This window comes from Lysobacter sp. GQ73, from assembly GCF_059758755.1.
In genome coordinates this window covers 548,048-566,422 of sequence record NZ_JCAXEE010000001.1, presented here as the reverse complement: position 1 = coordinate 566,422, position 18,375 = coordinate 548,048, and the positions used below count along the sequence as shown (strand labels likewise).

Below are 18,375 nucleotides of genomic sequence, written 5' to 3'. Positions count from 1 at the left end.
GGACGCCATGAACGCCCATCCCCTGCGCTGGCAGGCGCCGCAACCGCTGTGGTCGCGCTTCGGCGACGATGCCGCCGGCGCCGCGGCCAGCCCGGAACAGGCGCGCCCGGCGATCCTGCGCTTCGCCAGCGACGACTTCATGGAGCAACTGCTCGGCACCCTGGCGCGCGACCCGACCCGCATCGACAAGCTGGTCGCCCGGTACGAGACCTGGCGCAAGCCGATGGTCGACCCGCCGGACCTGGTCGAGCGCGCGCCGATGCCGCAACTGGTGCAGGCCTCCAGCCGCGCCGCCGCGGCCAGGCAACCGAAGCCGCGGCTCGTCCCGGCCGACGCCGAGGCGCCACCGCTGAAGCTGTATCAACCCGCGCATCAGCGCCATTACGTCGCGACCGCGAGCCTGGTCTGCGGCATCCAGGGCCTGCCCGAACATGCGCTGGTGCGCGGCGGCGGCGAAGAAGTCGGCATGGTGCTGCGGCGGCTGATGCCGGTGCCCGGCGATACCAGCGGAGCGCTGCACGAGTTCGCCTATCTGAAAGACCTGCAGGGCGCGCGTTGGCAGCGCTGCAACGACAACGCCGACTTCGTGCCCGGCGAGGAACGCCTGCCGGCGTTCGCCCTGAGCTTTCTCGACGACAGCCAAGGCCGCCGCGCACTGTGGGCCGGCAGCGTGCCGGTCGGCCGGCGCGAGGAATACCTCGGCTGCCGCGTCGATACGGCGCCCTCGCCGGCCTACGCGAGCGCCCAGCGGGAGCAGCTGTCGGCCAGCGTTCCGGCTCCGGCCAATTCCAAGCTCGCGCGCACCGCGCAATTCCAGATCGACGTCAGCGAGCCGTGGAAGACCATGATCCGCTCGGCCTTCAAGCTCGCCGCCGCGCCGGCCTCCACGCCGACCATCGGCGACGAAGCCGAGCCGCCCGGCGACCGCGTCGCCCGTGCATTCAATTTCAACCTGCAACAGCAGAGCGCGTCGTGGCTGGTGCTGCTGGATTGCGCCGACCATCTGCAGACCTATCTGCCCGACGTCTGGAACGCGATCGACCATAACGGCGCCGGCTATGCCCAGTTGCCGGCGAACCGCCGCGTCCTTTACGACTGGCTCGGCACCGTGGTCATGAGCGCGCCCCTGATCGCCGCGCTGCAACCGACCGCGCAATATCCGGTCGCGGCCTCGATGCGCGCCGCGCTCAAGGCCATCCGCGCGCCCGGCGTGCGCGAAAAGCTCGAAGCGAGCACTGCGACCTTCGCCGCCACGCCCGACACCCGCGGCCTGCCCGACTGGCCGCGCTTCAGTTTCTGCCTGGCCGGGGTCGAGCAAAGCCTCGCCGCGAACGGGCCCTACAGCGCGCTCGACAGCCTCGGCGAAGACGCCTCGATCGATCCCGACCCGGTCGCCGGCAACGTGCCCGGGCAGGACGTCGCGCGCAAGGTCGACCGCTTCACCGCGCTGTACGCGCGCGCCCTCGAAGCCACCGCCGAAACCGACGCGCCGCCGGTGCCGTTCGCACTGCAGGTCAAGAACGCGCTCGGCAACAGCCTCGGCGCCAACCTCGGCGACGGCGGCTGGTTCGTGCTGCGCTTCGTCCACGGCCGCCGCGACTGCGGCCCGCTGCATCCGCCGCTGTTGTCGGCACCGAGCGAACGCTTCCGCCTGGCCAGCTTCTTCGATTCCGATGCGCCGGCGCGGCCGATCCGCATCTCGCTGCCGGCCGACACCAGCCCCGCCGGCCTGCGCAAGTATCAGAAGAACACCGCCTTCGTGCTGTCGGACATGCTCTGCGGCCAAGTCCAGCGCGCCAAGGGCATGGGCCTGGTCGACCTGGTGCTGTCGGTGTTGCCGTGGCCGTTCCACAAGGACCTGCCGGCCGGCGACGGCGCGCCCTGCCAGAGCGGCGGCATCAACATCGGCATGATCTGCTCGCTGTCGATTCCGATCATCACCATCTGCGCGCTGATCCTGCTGATTATCATCGTCATCCTGTTCGACCTGATCTTCCGCTGGCTGCCCTACTTCGTGATCTGTTTCCCGGTGCCCGGGCTCAAGGGCAAGAAGGACTCGTCATGAGCAGCATCTTCGGCCAAAGCCTGTCGTTTCCGCCGCGGGTCGGCGCCGACGGCCGGTTCGTCTGGTCCTCCGGCGAGGACAACATCCGCGAATCGATCGCGGTGATCCTCAAGACCGAACCCGGCGAACGGGTCGGCGTGCCCGAGTTCGGCGCCGGCCTGGCGCGGTTCCTGTTCGAACCCAACAACCCGGCCACTCATGCGCGCATGCGCGATGCGGTGCAGCGCGCGCTGACCCGCTGGGAACGGCGCATCGAGGTCGAAGCGGTCGAAGTCGCCGCGCACCCCACGCAAGCCGAGACCGCAGTGGCCACGATCACCTACCGGCTGGTGGCGACCGCCTCGCGCGAACGCATCAGCCTCGCCATTCCGCTGGCCGTGACCTGAGGCCCGCACCATGCCGCTGACGCCCCCGCCCATCGACGATCGCCGCTTCGCCCAACTGGTGGAAGACACGCTGGCGCGGGCGAGCGTGCACACGCCGGAGTGGACCAACTTCAACCAGAGCGACCCGGGCGTGACCCTGGTGCAGTTGTTCTCCTTCCTCACCGAGAACCTGCTGTACCGCGCCAACCTCACGCCGGAACGCAACCGCCTCAAGTTCCTGCAGATGCTGCGCATTCCGCTGGCCAGCGCGAGCGCCGCGCAAGGCCTGGTGGCGATCGCCAACGAGCGCGGCCCGGCCAAGGTCGAGACCTTGCCGGCCGACCTGGAAGTGCGCGCCGGTTCGGTGCCGTTCCGCACCCAGCTCGGCCTGGACGTGCTGCCGGTCGAGGCGCGGGTCTACTTCAAGCGCCGCCTCGACGATCCCTCGCAGGAACTGCTGGATTACTACCGGCTGCTGTACGCCTCCTACCAATTGCCGTTCCCGTCCGAGGTGCAGCTGTACAAGACCCTGGCGCTGGATCGCAAGGTCGTCGACAGCGTCGACCTCAATGCCGACACCGTCGACCGCTCGCTGTGGATCGCCCTGCTGGCGCGCAAGACCGACGCGCCCGGCGAGCCCGACGATCCGTGGAAGGCGCTGCGCGATGCGCTCGGCGGCCGTACCCTGACCCTCGGCCTGGTGCCGGCGCTGGACACGGTCGGCGCGCAGCTGCTGCCGGCCGGCAACGCCCAGAGCCGGCAACTGCTGCGCTTCGAACTGCCGAACGTGCCGGCCGACGGCCGCGTGCCGCGCGACGGCAGCGACCGTCCGGCGCCGAGCTATCGCCAACTCGAACCGCGCACCGAAGTCGATCTGTTGTCGGTGCCGGGCGTGGTGCAACTGGCGCTGCCGCCGGCCGCGCAACTGAAAGTCTGGCAGGACATCGACCCGCTCGAAGGCGGCGTCGGCGACATGCCGCCGACCCTCGACGACGCGGCCCTGGCCGGGCGCGTGATCACCTGGCTGCGCGTGCGCGCCGACGGCGCGGCGCAGGCACGGATGCGCTGGGCCGGCATCAACGCCACCCCGGTGCGGCAGATCCAGCGCATCGCCGCCGAACCGCTCGCCGACGGCGACGGCCGGCCCGATCAAGTGCGGCGGTTGTCGCGCCGGCCGGTACTGCGCCACTCGGTCAGCGTGTCGACCCGGGTCGGTGCGGCGGCGCCGCGACGCTGGAGCGAAATCGACGACCTCGCCGCGGCGGCGTCGGAAGTGCCGGTGTCCGACCCGCGTTCGAGCGCGCGCGACCTGGCTTGCGTCGAGACCGGCCCGACCGAGGTGTTCGAACTCGACCCGGAAGCCGGCGAACTGCGTTTCGGCGACGGCCTGCGCGGGCGCCGCCTGCCGCTCGGCGCGCGGGTGTTCGCCGCCTACGAATTCTGTCTCGGCGCCCAGGGCAATGTCGCCGAAGGCAAGATCGACAACGCGCCGCAACTGCCGTCCGGCTTCGCCGTGCTCAACCCGGTGCAGACCTGGGGCGGCGCCGATGCCGAATCGGCCGACACCGGCGAGAAACAGGTGCGCCGGCATCTGCAGCATCGCGACCGCATGGTCAGCATCGACGACTTCGAATCGGTCGCCTATCGCGCCCCCGGCGTGCAGATCGGCCGCATCGAAGTGTTGCCGGCGTTCCATCCCGACCTGGCGCCGAACGAACCCGGCTCGGCGCCCGGCGTGGTCACCTTGATGGCGATCCCGCGCTCCGATCCGGCCCAGCCCGACGCGCCGCGCGCCGACCGCCTGTTCCTCAACGCGCTGTGCCGCCATCTCGATCCGCGCCGCCTGGTCACCACCGAGTTGGTCGTGCGCGGCGCCGACTACAAAGGCCTGTGGATTTCGGTCGGCATCGAAGCCGCCGCGGGCTACGCGATCGCCCAGGTCGTCGACGACGTCAAGCGCCGCCTGCGCGAAGTGCTCGCACCGATCGGCCCGGCCGGCGCGATGCCGCGCAACGGCGCCCTGTTCACTCCGCGCGGCGCCGACCCCGCGCGCGGCTGGCCGCTGCGCACCGCGGTCGCCAGCCGGGTGCTGCTGGCCGAAGTCGCGCGCGTGCCCGGGGTGACCTCGGTCGCCGACGTGCTGCTCGCCGAGGGCGAGCTCAGCGCCAGCGACGTGATCGAGATGAGCGGGCTGGAGTTGCCGCGCATCCTCGGCATTTCGGTGGTCGCCGGCGAGGCGATGTCGCTGGATGCGCTGCGCGGCGGCGGCAACGCCGGCGGCGGCGGTTCCACCGGCGCCGCGACGCCGCTGTTGCCGGTGCCGGTCGTGCCGGAGACCTGCTGATGAACGTCAACGGCGCCCGCTTCCAGATGCTGTACGGCCGCGACGACTGGGCGCGCTGCACCACCGCGGACGCAGACGAGGCAGGCTTCAACGAGGCCGTCGTCGCGCAATCGCTGTCGTTCTGGTGGGAGCTGTTCGCCAGCCCGATGCCGGCGGCGCCGGCCACCCTGCCCGGCTGGGACCCGGCACGCAGCGAGATCACCCTGCAGCCGCAGGCGATCGAATTGCCGGCGACGCTCGGCGAAACGCCGCTAAGCCTGGACGCGCGCCGCCCGGCCGCCGCCGACCGCCACGGCAATGTCTATCGCGTCGCCGACGATGCTGCGTCCCTGCGCGTGGTGTCGAGCGAAGGCGGCGACGAAACCGCGTTCTGGCCGGCCGACCCGGCCGATTGCGCGCAGACGCGGCGCGAGCGACGCCTCGCCTTCGAGACCCATCAGGCCGCGCAGGCGCCCGCCGCAGATCGCTACTTCGCCGTGGTCGTGACCGAAGACGACTACCTCGTCGCCGCGTTCGCGCGCGGCGACCTGCGCGGCCTGATGAGTTTCGACCTGATCTCCGGCGGCCCGCCGCTGGAAACCGGCTGGCCGGCGGCGGTGCCGTTCGAGCCCTTCGACCTGTGCCCGCGCCATGGGGGCGGCGCCTGGGTGCTGGATCGCGCGCACCGGCGCCTGTGGGAACTCGACTGCACCCTGGCCGTGGTCGACCGCGGACAGACTGCCTTGGCGTTGGCGGCGGCGATGATCGACGACTTTCAACCGCATGCCGGGCCACTGCGCGAGCAAGCCGCGGTGAGGTTCCCGGCCGGCCTGGATCTGTCCGCGCTCGGCGTGCCCCTGCTCGATCCGATCGCGATCGAATCGACCGGCGCGGGCACGGTCCTGCTGCTCGATCGCGATGCGCCGCTGCAACGCTCGCGGGTGGTGCGGCTGCGCCGGGAAGGCTCGGCCTGGTCGGCGGATGCCTCGCAATGGCTCGACGCCCTGCCCGCGCTCGCTCACGACATGGTCCATGCCAGCGGCCTCGGCCATGCCGCGGCCGCCGAGCCGGCACCGCCGCGCTTGTTCATCGCCAGCGAAGTCGGCAACCAGGTCCACGCCTTCGAGGTGGTCGATAGCGACGGGCAGTTCGCCCTGCGCGCGCCGGCCGAGCTGTATCCGCTGCGCCGCTACGGCGGCCGCGCGCTGGTTTCGGTCGCGGGCAAGGCCCACTACGACTGCGGCCTGAGCCTGCCGCGCTGGACCCCGGTGGTACAGCAGCACCGGCAACGCTACGCGGCGCAGGCGGTATTCGTCACCCCGGTGTTCGACAGCAACGAGCTCGGCACGGTCTGGGACAAGCTGCTGCTCGACGCGGCGATACCGCCCGACACCGCGATCGCCATCGAAAGCCGCGCCGGCGACGAGCTCAGCGGCTGGTTCGACGGCGAAGCGCAACCGGCGGCGGATGCGCAGGTCATCGGCAGTTGGCTGCGCGAACCGATGCCGCGCTTGCGCGCGAGCGGCCCGGAGCTGCCCTGGCTGCGCCGCGAGGCCGCACGCGCGACCCGCCGCGAAGCCGGCGCCGGCACCTGGGAGCTGTTGCTGCAGCAGGCGCACGGCCGTTATCTGCAATTGCGCGTGACCCTGGTCGGCCGCAACGGCACCGCCACACCGCGCCTGCGCGCGCTGCGGGTGTGGTCGCCGCGTTTCTCCTATCCGCAGCGCTTCCTGCCGGCGCTGTACCGCGAGGACGGCGCCAACGGCGATTTCCTCGAACGCTGGCTCGCCAACTGCGAAAGCACCCTGACCCAGATCGAAGACCGCGTCGCCAACGTGCAGTCCCTGTTCGATGCGCGCACCGTGCCGCAGGACGCGCTCGCGTGGCTCGCCGGTTGGTTCGACCTGGCCCTGGACCCGTCCTGGGACGAACGCCGTCACCGCCTGCTGGTCCGCCACGCTATGGATTTCTTCCGCTGGCGCGGCACCGTGCACGGCCTGCGCGTCGCCCTGAGCCTGGCCTTCGAGCCCGGCTTCGACGCGGCGATGTTCGACGGCCCCGATCCCGGCGACGAAGGCGCCGGCCGCATCCGTATCGTCGAGGCCTACCAGACGCGTTTGGTCGAGACTCTGGTCGCCGAGGCTGCGCTCGCCGGCGCCGCACCCGACGATGGCCTGCGCAACGTGATGCGGCAAAGCCTGTGGACGCCGGCCGAAGGCAATGCCGGGCTGGTCGACCGCTATGCCGCCTGGCAGCAGCGCAGCGCCACCGCGCTGGAACAGATGACGCCGTTCTCGCTGGCGCCGCCGCCGAACACCGCCGCGCACCCGGATGCCGCGCAGGAATGGAAGGCGTTCTGCTCGACTCACCTGGGTTTCGTGCCGGGCGTCGGCGCCGCCGACCGCGGCCGCTGGCAAGGCTTCCTGCTGTCGCGCTACGGCAGCCTGCAGGCTTTGAACCTCGCCCATGCCAGCGCTTATGCGCAGGTCGCGCAGATCCTGCTGCCGAGTGCGCCGCTCGCGCGCGAAGCCGCCGCCCAGGACTGGCAGGACTTCTGCGCACGCAGCGACGGGGCGCGCGAGCGCAAACGGTGGCACGACTTCCTGGCCCGGCGCTATCGCCGCATCGAGCGTCTGCGCAGCGCGCACCTCGCCGCCTGGCCCGAGTTCGAACAGGTGCCGCTGCCCGACCGCCTGCCGGCGAGCCTGGCCGCGCAGACCGACTGGCTGCAGTTCGAGCGCCAGTTGCTGGCGATGCACCGCACCGCGCACCGCTTCTCGGTATTGCTGCCGGTGGCGAGCGTGATCGCCGATCCCTACCGCCTCGACGAACGCCTCGGGCTCGCCCGGCGCATCGTCGAACTGGAAAAACCCGCGCACACCGTGTTCGACGTGCGCTTCTACTGGGCCTTCAACCGCGTCGGCGAGGCGCGGCTCGGGCTCGATACACAGTTGGGTGCCGGCAGCCGCGCAAGCGAGCTGATCCCCGATGCCGTGGTGGGCCGCGCCTACCTCGGAGCCAGCTTCGTCGGCGGTGCGCCGCGCCCTCAAGGGCGCGACCGGCTGTCGCTCGAATGCTGAGCCGCCAAGACTCCAGGAGCGAATCATGGGCTGCTGCAACGAACCGGTGACCACGCTGACGGGCCTGCCCGCAGACCCGACCCAGCATGTCAATTACGAGCGCGGCATGGTGCTCGGCGTGGACGACTTCACCCAGGAGTTCGCCTACCTGGCCGGACGCGACCAATGGCTGGCGCGCGAGGCGCTCGGCTACGGCACCTTGAGCGGACTGCGCATCCAATTCGAGAACGACGGCAGCGAAGGGCCGCGCCTGCATGTCGCCGCCGGCTCGGCGCTGGTGCCGAGCGGCAAGCTGGTATGCGTGCCGGCCGATCAGTGCGCGGCGCTCAACCGTTGGCTGGCCAAGCCGGAGAACGCGGCGCTGGTGAACCGTCTGCTCGATCCGGGTTCGCCGCCGTTGTCGCCGCCGTTGTCTCCACCTCTGTCCCCGCCGGCGGTGAGCTCGGGCGAGATCTCGTTGTACCTGACTCTCTGCCATGCCGACTGCAAGACCCGGCCGGTGCCGATTCCCGGCGAGCCCTGCCGCTCCGAAGACGAGCTGATGAAACCCTCGCGCGTCGCCGACGACTTTCGGCTGGAGCTGCGCGAACACGCCCCGGCCCAGGTCGAAGAAGACGCCTTGCGCGATTTCGTGCGTTGGCTGCGCCGCAACATCGCGGTGCTCGACAGCAGCCCGCCGCAGATCGCCGATCCCGCCGCCTGGCTCGAGGCGATGCGCGGCGCGGTGCAACCCTGGCTCGATGCGCAATCGATGTCGCCCCCGCTGTCGCCACCGGCCTCGTTCGCGACCCTCGGCGATTATCTGTTCGACCTCGGCTCGCCGCGGCTGAGCCTGGCGCGCGAGCAACAATGCGAATTCCTGCGCACCGCCTTCCGCTTCTGGGTGACCGAACTGCGGCCGCTGTGGACGGCGATGCGCTGCCATCGTCCGCAATACCCGGATGCCGACTGCGTGCTGTTGGCGCGGATCAGCTTCGAGGTGGTCTGGGTCGGCGGTTCGCCGAGCGGCGCCTGGCAGGTCGACGGCAGTCCGGCCGGCCTGCGCATCGACGAAGGTGCGCGTCCCTTCCTCGCTCATCTGCGCCTGCTGCAGGAGTGGGCGCTGTGCGGCTGCGATTGCGCCGGCAGCGGCGACGGCGCCGGCGACGGGGCCGCGTTCGGCGGACCGATGGCGATGGACTTCATCGCGCCGATGACGATTTCGCCGATGCAGGTGCCGATCCAGTTCTTCGATCAGGACCTGGCGCTCGACGACAGCCAGTACCTGGTGATCGGCCGCAACGCGGCCAAGCTCGCCCTGAACTTGCCGGCCTCGGTGCCGGCGACCGCCGGGCGCACCTACGTGATCAAGAACCTCGACGTCGGCGCCCTGACCGTATTCGCCGACACCGTGGTCGGCGACGGCATCGACGGCTTGCCCGAGTTCTCGGTCAAGAAGAAGAAAGCCGTTACCCTGGTCGCCGACGGCGCCGGGCAATGGCATTCGATCGGGACCGCATGAGGCCGCCATGAGCACTCTCGACAACGTCCTGCAGTTGCAACAACCCGTCAAGGAAGGCGGCATCCGCAGCGTCAACTTCTTCAACGGGCGCCTGCTCACCAGCAAGGACCTGACCCGCGAACAACTCGCCCGTCGCGACGCCGATGCGCGGCTCGGACTGGCGCTCGGCGACGGCGTCGCCTTCGGCCTGGAGGCCGCGCGCGACGCCGACCTCGACCAGGCCAACGCACCGGTGTTGCGGGTGCGCGCCGGCCTGGCGGTCAATCGCGCCGGCCAGACCCTGTGCCTGACCGCCGACACGAGTGTCGCCCTGACCCGGCGTTTCGACGCCGGCGAAGCCGCGGCCTGCGACTGCGTGTTCGCCAACTGCAATCCGCTCGCCGACGGCGTCTACGTCGCCGGCGCCGGGGTCTACGTGCTGACCATCGCGCCGGCGCAGACCAGCGAGGGCCGCGCCCCGACCAACGGGCTCGACCCGGGCAACGTTCGCTGCAACAGCGATGCCACCGTCGACGGCGTGCAGTTCCGCCTGCTCGCGATCAACCCCTTGCGCTTCGCCGACCTCGATCCCTCGTCGTCGCAGTTCCGCAATCGCCTAGCCTACCGCTGCTTCGGCATCGAGGCGCGCGAGCGCAACGCGCTCGACCCGTGGCAGAGCGACCCGCCGGACTACGGCCTGGTCGACGAACTGCGCGACAGCGCACTCAGCGACTGCGACGTGCCGATCGCCCTGGTCTACTGGACCAGCGCCGGTCTGAACTTCGTCGATACCTGGGCGGTGCGGCGGCGCCTGCTCGAACCCGATGCCCTCTCAGGCTACGCCTTCCACCGCAACCCGCTCGACCCGGCCGAACTGTCCTCGTTCGCGTTCCAGGCGCGCGCCCGCCGCCTGGTCGAAACCCATGCGATGTGCGCGCAGTTCCAACAGCATCTCGCCGACTTGCTCGCCGCGTCGGCGGCGCCCTCGGCCCTGATCGCGACCCAGTATTTCCGCTACCTGCCGCCGTTCGGGATCGTGCCCCTGCACAGCCTGTCCCTGCGCGGCTTTTCCGACACGACCTTCTTCACCGGCATCGTGCGCCGGCCCGCGCCCGGTTCCGGGCAGAGCACGCCGTTCATCGACGCGCGCCTGCTCGGCGCGCTGCAGGCCCAGGCCATGGCCTCGACGCCGACCGACGTGAACCAGAAGGAGTTCGTCTGGGTGTACCGCCCCTGGCAGAACCTCAAGGCCGTGCGCGAAGGCGAGCCGGTGCAGCCGATGCTGGTCTTCGCAAGCGGGCAACTCCCCGACATCGCGGTCGCGCGGTTCGACATGGCGCGCCTGGACTACAGCAACCTGGCCGGTTGCTGCGGCGCCCCATAGCCAGCACTCAGGAGAACTTCCATGGCACTTCCCTCACAGGTACAGCCCGGCGATGTGGTGTCGTCGGACCTGATCAACGCGATCCTGGATGCGCTCGCGCAACTGCAGGGCGGCCCCGGAGGCGGCACCCAGACGGTGCCGAACCTGTTCGGCTCGCTGCTGAGCGAGGCCCGCGCGATCCTGCTGCAACCCGGGCGCCAGCTCACCCTGGGCTTTACCCTCGATGTCGCCGGCGCCGCGGTGGACCCGCTCGCCGCCGCCAACGCGAACCTGGTGGTGCTCAACCAGAGCCCGCCGGCCCAGATGCGCGTCGCGCCCGGCACGCCGATCAACCTGGTGGTGTCGCGCGCCGCCGGCAGCGTGCCGAATCCGGGCAACCAGCCGCCGACCATCTCGCGCACCGAAACCGTCAGCGGCGTGGCCTCGACCAGCTTCGCGGTGAATACGCCGCTGGCGATCGTCGGCACCAACTTCAGCGCCACCGCGGCGCAGAACACGGTGACCTTCAACAATATTCCGGCGGCCTCGGTGAACCCCGACCCGGCCGACCCGACCCGGCGCCTGCTGGTGGTGGTGCCGGCCGGCATTCCCGGCGCGCCGGCGACCGGCGGTGCGCCGCCCTTGCCCGGAGTCACGGTCCGCATCGTGACGCCGAACGGCACGCCGGCGACGACCCAGATCACCGTCACCGCACCGGTCGCGGCGCAGCCGACGATCAGCAACGTCGCGCCGGCCGCCCAGCTCGAAGGCAACAACATCACCATCACCGGCACCAATTTCACCGCCGCCGCGCAAGTGCGCATCCGCGGCACCAGCGCGGCGATCGTCAGCGCCAACGCCACCACCATCGTCGCCACCGTCCCCAACTTCCCCGACATCCCGCAGGGTCCCGTGGTTTCGGCGACCGTGATCGTCTCGGTCCCAGGTTTCAGCGACATCGCATACACCGGCACCTTCAACGTAGTGGGCGCCTGAACCAGGAGAGTTCCATGACACGCATGACACGTCCTATGGGTTTTTCCCGCGCCGCGTCTTGGCTGGTCGGCGGACTGCTGGCGATCGGCTCGTCCGCCGCGTGGGGCCAGACCTTGACCTTGCAGGTGCCTTCGCGCGGGCCCAGTCCGCCCACCATGCAGACCGCGATGTCGGCGATCGAGTTCGACGCCGCCTCGATCGGCGGCGGCTCGACGATATCCGTCGACGGCACCAGCATCGCGGTCGCCGACGCCGGTTGCGCCGGGGTGGCCTGCAAGGCGGTCGGGGTCAGCCCGACCGGCGACATCGCCACGGTGACCCGCATCAGCGGCACTCAGCGCGCGCGCCTCGACATCAGCTACAAAAGCGTGTTCCCGGGCAACTTCTGCGCACCGACCATCGGCCCGGGCGGCCTGTCGATCACCCTGGAACTCACCGGCTTCACCTTCGGCGCCGGAAAGGGCTATCGCATCACCAGTTTCATGGCGCCCTCGGATGCGTCCTGCGACGTGGCCTATGTGCGGGTGCCGACCAGCCGGCCGTCGATTTCCGGCGCCGGCGTCGCTTATATCGGCCGCCTGCCGCTCAACATCGTGCTGGTGCTCGACAAGTCGCCGAGCATGGACTGGGTCATTCCCGGTTCGCCGGACAAGCGCTGGGACCGGCTGAAATCTTCGGTGCAGCTGTTCGCCTCGGTCTGGGACGCGGTCGGCGCGCCGCCACCGCCGGCGACGGTCTCCTCCGAAGGCCATGTCGACGATAGGCTCGGCATGGTCCTGTTCGGCGGCACCGCAGTCGAATCGCCGCTCGACGGCGCCAATTTCTTCAAGCAGCGGCAAGCGATCCCCGCGCCCTGGGCCGGCCCGGTCGCGGCCGGCCTGGCCGACGACAGCTACATCGGCGGCACCTCGATCGGTGCCGGCACAACGATGGGACGCGCGCGCCTGGTTCCGGTCGAACAACTGGTCGGCGACACCGCCATCGTGCTGTTCACCGATGGCGAGCAGAACAACCCGCCGTGCATCTCGCGCCAGGGCGAGGTCCTGGCGCCGGTCGAAAAGCCCTATCCGGGCAAGCCGCCGGGCACCACCTACCTGGACAAATGCGCGGTCGCCGCGGCGATGCCGAGCAGCGCGCTGCTGACCTTGAACGGCGGCATCCTCGCCCGCGACGTGTTGCCGCGCGGCCCGGTCTTCACCATCGGCCTCGGCGAAGGCGGCATGGCCGCGAGCGCCGAGCTGCTCGACGAAATCGCCGGCGAAACCGCCGGCCGTTCGGCGTTCCCGAACAACGGCGTGGCGATGGACAACAGCTTCGTCGACAACCTGGTCACCCACCTCAAGGGCGGCACGGTGTCGCTGCTGGACCGCACCCTGGGCGAGCTGGCCGCCGGCACGCCGGCGTCGACGCCGTTCGGCTTCATCGTCGATCCCTCGCTGACCCGCGTCACCTTCGTGCTCAGTTGGGAAGGCAGCGCACGTGAGGCCGGGCTGGAGATCCGCCGCCCCGACGGCACCATGACCACCGCCATCCATAACGCCGCCGGGCCGAACTTCCGCGTCGCGACCGTCAATATTCCGCAGGCCGGCCCGGCCGGCGACTGGAAGGTCACGGTGCGCCAGTTCGGCACCGCCGGCCTCAAGTACCAGCTCTCGGCCTACGGCGTGGAAAGCCGCTTCGGCGCGCGCGTCACCGAAACGCCGCGCCTCGGCACCGCCAGCCCGATCGGCGTCGTCGCCGAAGTCGGCTGGGACCACGGCCCGCTCGCCGACCTGCCGGCCGGCGCGATCCGCGCGATCATCGAACGTCCCGGCGCCAACCTCGGCACTTTGCTGCACGACGCCGGCGCCCAGGCCATCGCCGGCGAGGTCCGCAACGATACCTCGCCGCTGTCGATGAAACTCGACCAGCTGATCCGCAATGCCGGCCTGCTCGACAAGATCGAACCCAGGCCGGTCGGCGACGCGATCGAGCTCAAGCATGTCGGCAACGGCCGCTACGAAGGCAAGTTCGACGCCACCAACGTCGGCGGCCGCTATCGCATCCGCATCGAGTACGACTGGAACGACCCGCGCACCGGCACGATCCGCCGCCGCGACCTGGCCGAGCGCCAGGTGCCGGTGATCCCAACCGCCAAGGACTCCGCGGTACGGGTGCAACGCGAGCCGCGCAGCGAAAATGCGTTGATCGTGATCACACCGCGCGACCGGTTCGGCAACTATGTCGGTCCGGGCCATGAGGGCGGTTTCAACGTCAAGATCGACGCCGGCACGATCGCCGGCGCGCCGGTCGACCACGGCCTCACCGGCGAATACACGATCAAGGTAGGCGGACTCGCGCCGGGCGACGACCCCAAGGTCAGCATCGTGTTCGCCGACCAGACTCTGCGCGACGGCCCGTTGTCGAGCCTGGGCACCGGCACCGAGCCGCCCTCGCACGAGCCGTGGTGGAAGCGCTGGTGGTGGCTGATCCTGATCCTGGTGTTGCTGGTGCTGTTCCTGCTGTTGCGGCGCAAGTAAGCGCCGCGACCCGCCGAGGCCCGCATGCTCCGACCGGACACGCGCCGCGAACCGAACCGACTGCGCAGCGTCAGGCTGCGCAGTGCGGAGCGCGACACGCTGCGGGCCCGGCAGAGCCTGGAGCGGGCCTTGGCGGCTGTCGACTGGAGCCTGAGCGAACTGCCGCCGAATGCGTTGCTGCTGGTGCGCAGGCTGCGGGCCGGGCCTCATGCCACGGCTGCGTTCGGCGCGCAGGTGTCGCAAGCCCTGCGCGAGCAGCAACGCAAGGCGAAACGTCCTTGGCGCGACGACGGCGCCGCGACCGCCGAGGCGGTCTGGTTCGACGACGGCGAACTCGCCGCCTGCCTGGTGCGCGACTGGTTGCGCGGCCATGTCTCGCAACACTGGTGGTGGCGCACCGTGCTGGGGCGTGCCGCGGTGGACGAATGGCTGCGCGAGCAGGTGCTCGACGACGGCCGGCAGGTCGCAGCTACGCTGAGCCTGTTGGCGCCGGACGGCGACGCCGCGGCCTGGCTGTCGCGCCTGCACGACGGCGACACGCGGCGCGGCTTGAACGCGCTGGCGCGGGATTACCAGGCGCCGCTGGCTTTGCTGTCCGGTCATGCGGTTCCAACGGCAGATCCGGGAGACGGCATCGACGCTGCGACTCCGGACTCGCAACATGCATCGCCTTCAACGCCTGCGACGATTGCCGCGCCCCCCGACCATCGCGTCAGACCAGCGACCTGCGCCTCGCGTCGCGACGCAGCTCGCCTGCTCGCGGCGATGCCCGAGTTGCGCAATGAGGCCTTGCGGCCGACGACGGTCCGCCTGCTGGCGTTCGCCCTGGCCGCGGTGCGCGAACCCGGCTGGCTGCGCAGCGCCGACTTCGCCGATACGGTCACGGCGTGGACGCAGTCCCGATCCGCTGCTGCGCCGAAAAAGCCGAGACCTGCGCCACCGGGGGCTGCGCCGCTGGCCCATCCGCAGCGCGGCCGCCCGACGCGGCCGGCGGCAGCCATCGCCCCCGACACAGCGCTCGTGTCATCCGTTGAAGCCATCGCGGCGACGACGGCCGCCAAGCCGCAGATCGGCTTGGAACCATCGGCGGCGTCACCGCCCGGCCCGTCGCTGCCGCCCGAAATCGCCTCGGCCGCCAAGCGCAGCAAGCGCAGCCCCACAGCGGTTGCACACGACAGGCGATCTCGGGTCCGCGCCACCGGCGACACTGCAGCGGCCGTCCACACGACCGCGGCGGCAAACGACGCGCGCGGAACTGAAACGCCCACCGGAATACCGGCTTTCGATACCGCCACCGCGACCGACGCCGAGCCCGCACCCGCCGACACCACGCCGCAACCGACCTTCAACCTCGGCGACGGCGTGCGCATCGACAGCGACTACGGCGGCCTGCTGTATCTGCTCAACGCCGCCCTGGCCCTGGAGCTGTACGGCGATTTCACCATGCCGCGCGCACGCGGCCTGGCCTTGTCGCCATGGAACTGGCTGGCGCTGGTCGGCGAGGCTTGGTTCGGCGCGGCGTTTCGCCGCGACCCGTTATGGCGGCTGTTGGCCGATCTGGCCGGCCGCAAACCGCAGCAGGCGCCGGCCCACGGTTTCGTCGCAGCGCGCGACTGGGCCGTCGACGCAGCCTGGCTGCAGCCTTGGGACGCGGTCGATGCGCTCGGCTACCGCGCCGGACCGCGACGCTTGCGGCTGTGGCACCCGCAGGGCTTCGTGCTCGCCGACCTGCCCCGCTCGCCCGCATCGACTCCGTCCGCACAGGCCGTCGCCTGGTGCGCCGAACGCGCCGGCTTGAGCGCGGCCCGGCTCGTCCGCCTCGCGCACGCGCCGTCGCACTCGCCGCGCCAGCACAACCGCCGCTGGCTGCATTACTTGCTCGCCTATCTGGAAGCGCGTCTGGCCCGCGCACTCGCCGTCGACGCCGCCGAGGTTCCTGCGCTGGTGTGCCGTCACCGAGCGCAGGTGCACTGCAATCTCGTCGACGTCGAGGTGCGCCTGTCTTTGGAGGCGCTGCCGCTGCGCCTGCGCCTGGCCGGGCTGGACCGCGACCCCGGCTGGATCCCGGCCGCCGGCCGCAGCGTCCGTTTCCGTTTCGCCTGAGGGCCGCGCATGAACGCCTTCCTCGCTCCGACCGCCACCGCCTTCGCCGGCACGCCGTTCACCGCGCCCGCGCATCTCAAGCTGGCGCTGTACGGGGTGGTGGCGAGCATCGCCGAGGCCTGCACCGACGGCGACATCGACGATGCCGTGCAGGCCTATCCCTTCCTCGCCGATTACCTCGAGGAGATCGAGCGCGAAGTCGGCGCCGGCCCATCGCTGTCGACACGCTGGCAGTCCGCGCTGAGCGAATGGGAAGGCCGCGCCGCCGCCCAGGCGCAACGTCTGCCGCTGTCGGCGCTGCGCCGCGCCGGCCTGAACCCGCTCGACGTCGAACTGCTGCTGGCGATCGGCCTGATCGAGGAAGATCCGCGTTTCGGCCTGGTGTTCGAGCAGGCGCAGCGCCGCGACCAGCGGCCGAGCTTCGGTCTGCTGATGGCCTGGTGGCGCGAGCGCGGCGACGGCGACGATCGCATCGACGAGGTGCGCAAGTCGCTGCAAAGCCTGATCGAACACGGCCTGGTGCAGCTGTCGAACCCGGAAGCGCCGCGCCCGGACTGGACTCCGAACGTGACCCTGGCGGTGTGGGACGGCCTGCGCGGCGAACTCGGCTCGACCCGCTGGCTGCACCATATCGCCCACGCGCAACTGCCGCGCTTGAGCGATTACGTCTTCCCCGTCGCCAGCCTCGATGGGCGGGCCATCCTCGATGCGCTGCATACCGGCGCTTGCGCGCCGGCGCTGCTGATCCGCGGCCCGATCCACAACGGCCGCAAGACCCTGGCCGGCGCACTCGCCCATGCGCTCGGCAAGGGCGTGCTGGTCGCCAGCGAAGCGGTGTTCGAAGACGAGACTCGTTGGCGTCTGTTCGGCACCCTGGCGGCGATGCTCGACGCGCTGCCGGTGGTCGAAGCCGACTCCCCGCCTGGCGAGACCCGGCGCCTGGCGCCGCTGCCGCTGGTCGACACGGCCTTGTTCGTGGTCACCGGGCGCCATGGCGCTTGGGCCTGCGAAGACCGCCGGCCGATGCTCGACATCGAGCTGCCCCTGCCCGGCCCGGCGCAACGGCAACGCCATTGGGCGGCCTGCCTGCCCGAACCATCGGCGCAGACCCTGGCCGAGCTGTCCGGGCGCATGCGATTGTCGAGCGGCCACGTGCGCCAGGTCGCGGCGGCGGCGAACGCGTTCGCCCGCCTGGCCCAGCGCGAGCGCCCGCAACACGACGACCTGCGCCGCGCTTGCCGCAGCTTGCAGACCGCGCGCCTGGAAACTCTGGCCACGCGCCTGCAGACGGCCGGCTCGCTCGACGACCTGATCGTCGACGACGCCACCCGCGAAGAGATCGACGCGCTGGCCACGCGCTGCCGTTGGCGCGAACCGCTGGCGAGCGGCTCGGCCGAGGTGGCGATGCACGGAGTCGGCGTGCGCGCCCTGTTCGCCGGCGCCAGCGGCACCGGCAAGACCCTGGCCGCGCGCCTGCTGGCCGCCGAACTCGGCAAGGACGTCTACCGCATCGACCTGTCGGCGACGGTCAACAAATACCTCGGCGAGACCGAGAAGAACCTCGACCAGGCCTTGAGCGCGGCCGAAGAACTCGACGTGGTGCTGCTGCTCGACGAAGGCGACGCGCTGATGGCCAACCGCACCGAGGTCGGCTCCTCGCACGACCGCTACGCCAACCTGGAAACCAATTTCCTGCTGCAGCGCATCGAGTCGTTCGAAGGCATCTTGCTGGTCACCAGCAATGCCGCCGACCGCATCGACCGCGCTTTCGCCCGACGCATGGACGTGGTGGTCAACTTCCGCGCCCCCGACGCCTGGCGGCGATACGAGATTCTGCGCCTGCACCTGGGCAGCGATGCGTGCGACGAAAACTGGCTGCAGGATGCCGCCAGCCGCTGCGCCCTCAGCGGCGGCCAGTGGCGCAACGTGGTCATGCATGCGCGCCTGCTCGCCCTGCAGAGCGGCAACGGCATCGCCGCGGCGCACCTGCAGGCGGCGCTGACCCGCGAGTACCGCAAAATCGGCGCGAACTGCCCGATGCGCGCGCTCGATCCCCCGCGCGGCGGCCCCGGACATTGACC

The 18,375-nt window shown here is 70.9% G+C and carries 10 protein-coding genes; all 10 read left to right on the top strand.

Translation table 11 applies throughout. The features are described from left to right. The first annotated feature begins 7 nt into the window (after positions 1-7). The 10 genes from AC6CH2_RS02280 to AC6CH2_RS02235 are packed head-to-tail and all read left to right on the top strand — an operon-like array spanning position 8 to position 18,373. Positions 8-2,065 carry a hypothetical protein gene (locus AC6CH2_RS02280; protein ID WP_498267745.1) on the top strand — a complete coding sequence of 686 codons (2,058 nt, stop codon included), beginning with the start codon at positions 8-10 and terminating at the stop codon, positions 2,063-2,065. Then, positions 2,062-2,451, top strand: a complete 390-nt coding sequence (locus tag AC6CH2_RS02275) for a GPW/gp25 family protein (RefSeq protein WP_435393744.1) — start codon at positions 2,062-2,064, stop codon at positions 2,449-2,451. Before AC6CH2_RS02280 ends, AC6CH2_RS02275 begins: the two co-directional genes overlap by 4 nt. A 10-nt stretch (positions 2,452-2,461) precedes the next feature. Beyond that, entirely contained in the window at positions 2,462-4,774 is a 2,313-nt protein-coding gene (locus AC6CH2_RS02270; protein WP_498267744.1) for a baseplate J/gp47 family protein, read from the top strand. After that, positions 4,774-7,833, top strand: a complete 3,060-nt coding sequence (locus tag AC6CH2_RS02265) for a phage tail protein (RefSeq protein WP_498267743.1) — start codon at positions 4,774-4,776, stop codon at positions 7,831-7,833. The genes AC6CH2_RS02270 and AC6CH2_RS02265 overlap by 1 nt, the downstream gene beginning before the upstream one ends. A gap of 25 nt (positions 7,834-7,858) precedes the next feature. After that, on the top strand, positions 7,859-9,334 hold the full coding sequence (locus tag AC6CH2_RS02260; RefSeq protein WP_498267742.1) for a hypothetical protein: 1,476 nt from the start codon (positions 7,859-7,861) through the stop codon (positions 9,332-9,334). 7 nt (positions 9,335-9,341) lie between these two features. Then, positions 9,342-10,697, top strand: coding sequence for a hypothetical protein (locus AC6CH2_RS02255; RefSeq protein WP_498267741.1), 1,356 nt, complete (start codon positions 9,342-9,344; stop codon positions 10,695-10,697). Positions 10,698-10,718: 21 nt separating this feature from the next. Continuing rightward, positions 10,719-11,672 carry an IPT/TIG domain-containing protein gene (locus AC6CH2_RS02250; protein ID WP_498267740.1) on the top strand — a complete coding sequence of 318 codons (954 nt, stop codon included), beginning with the start codon at positions 10,719-10,721 and terminating at the stop codon, positions 11,670-11,672. Between the two features lie 35 nt (positions 11,673-11,707). Then, a complete protein-coding gene (locus tag AC6CH2_RS02245) occupies positions 11,708-14,191 on the top strand; it encodes a hypothetical protein (protein WP_498267739.1) in 2,484 nt (827 codons plus the stop codon). Positions 14,192-14,215: 24 nt separating this feature from the next. After that, positions 14,216-16,294 (top strand): hypothetical protein, encoded by a 2,079-nt coding sequence (locus tag AC6CH2_RS02240; protein ID WP_498267738.1) that lies wholly within the window; start codon positions 14,216-14,218, stop codon positions 16,292-16,294. A 9-nt stretch (positions 16,295-16,303) separates the two neighbouring features. Beyond that, entirely contained in the window at positions 16,304-18,373 is a 2,070-nt protein-coding gene (locus tag AC6CH2_RS02235; RefSeq protein ID WP_498267737.1) for an ATP-binding protein, read from the top strand. The last annotated feature ends 2 nt before the right edge of the window (positions 18,374-18,375 follow it).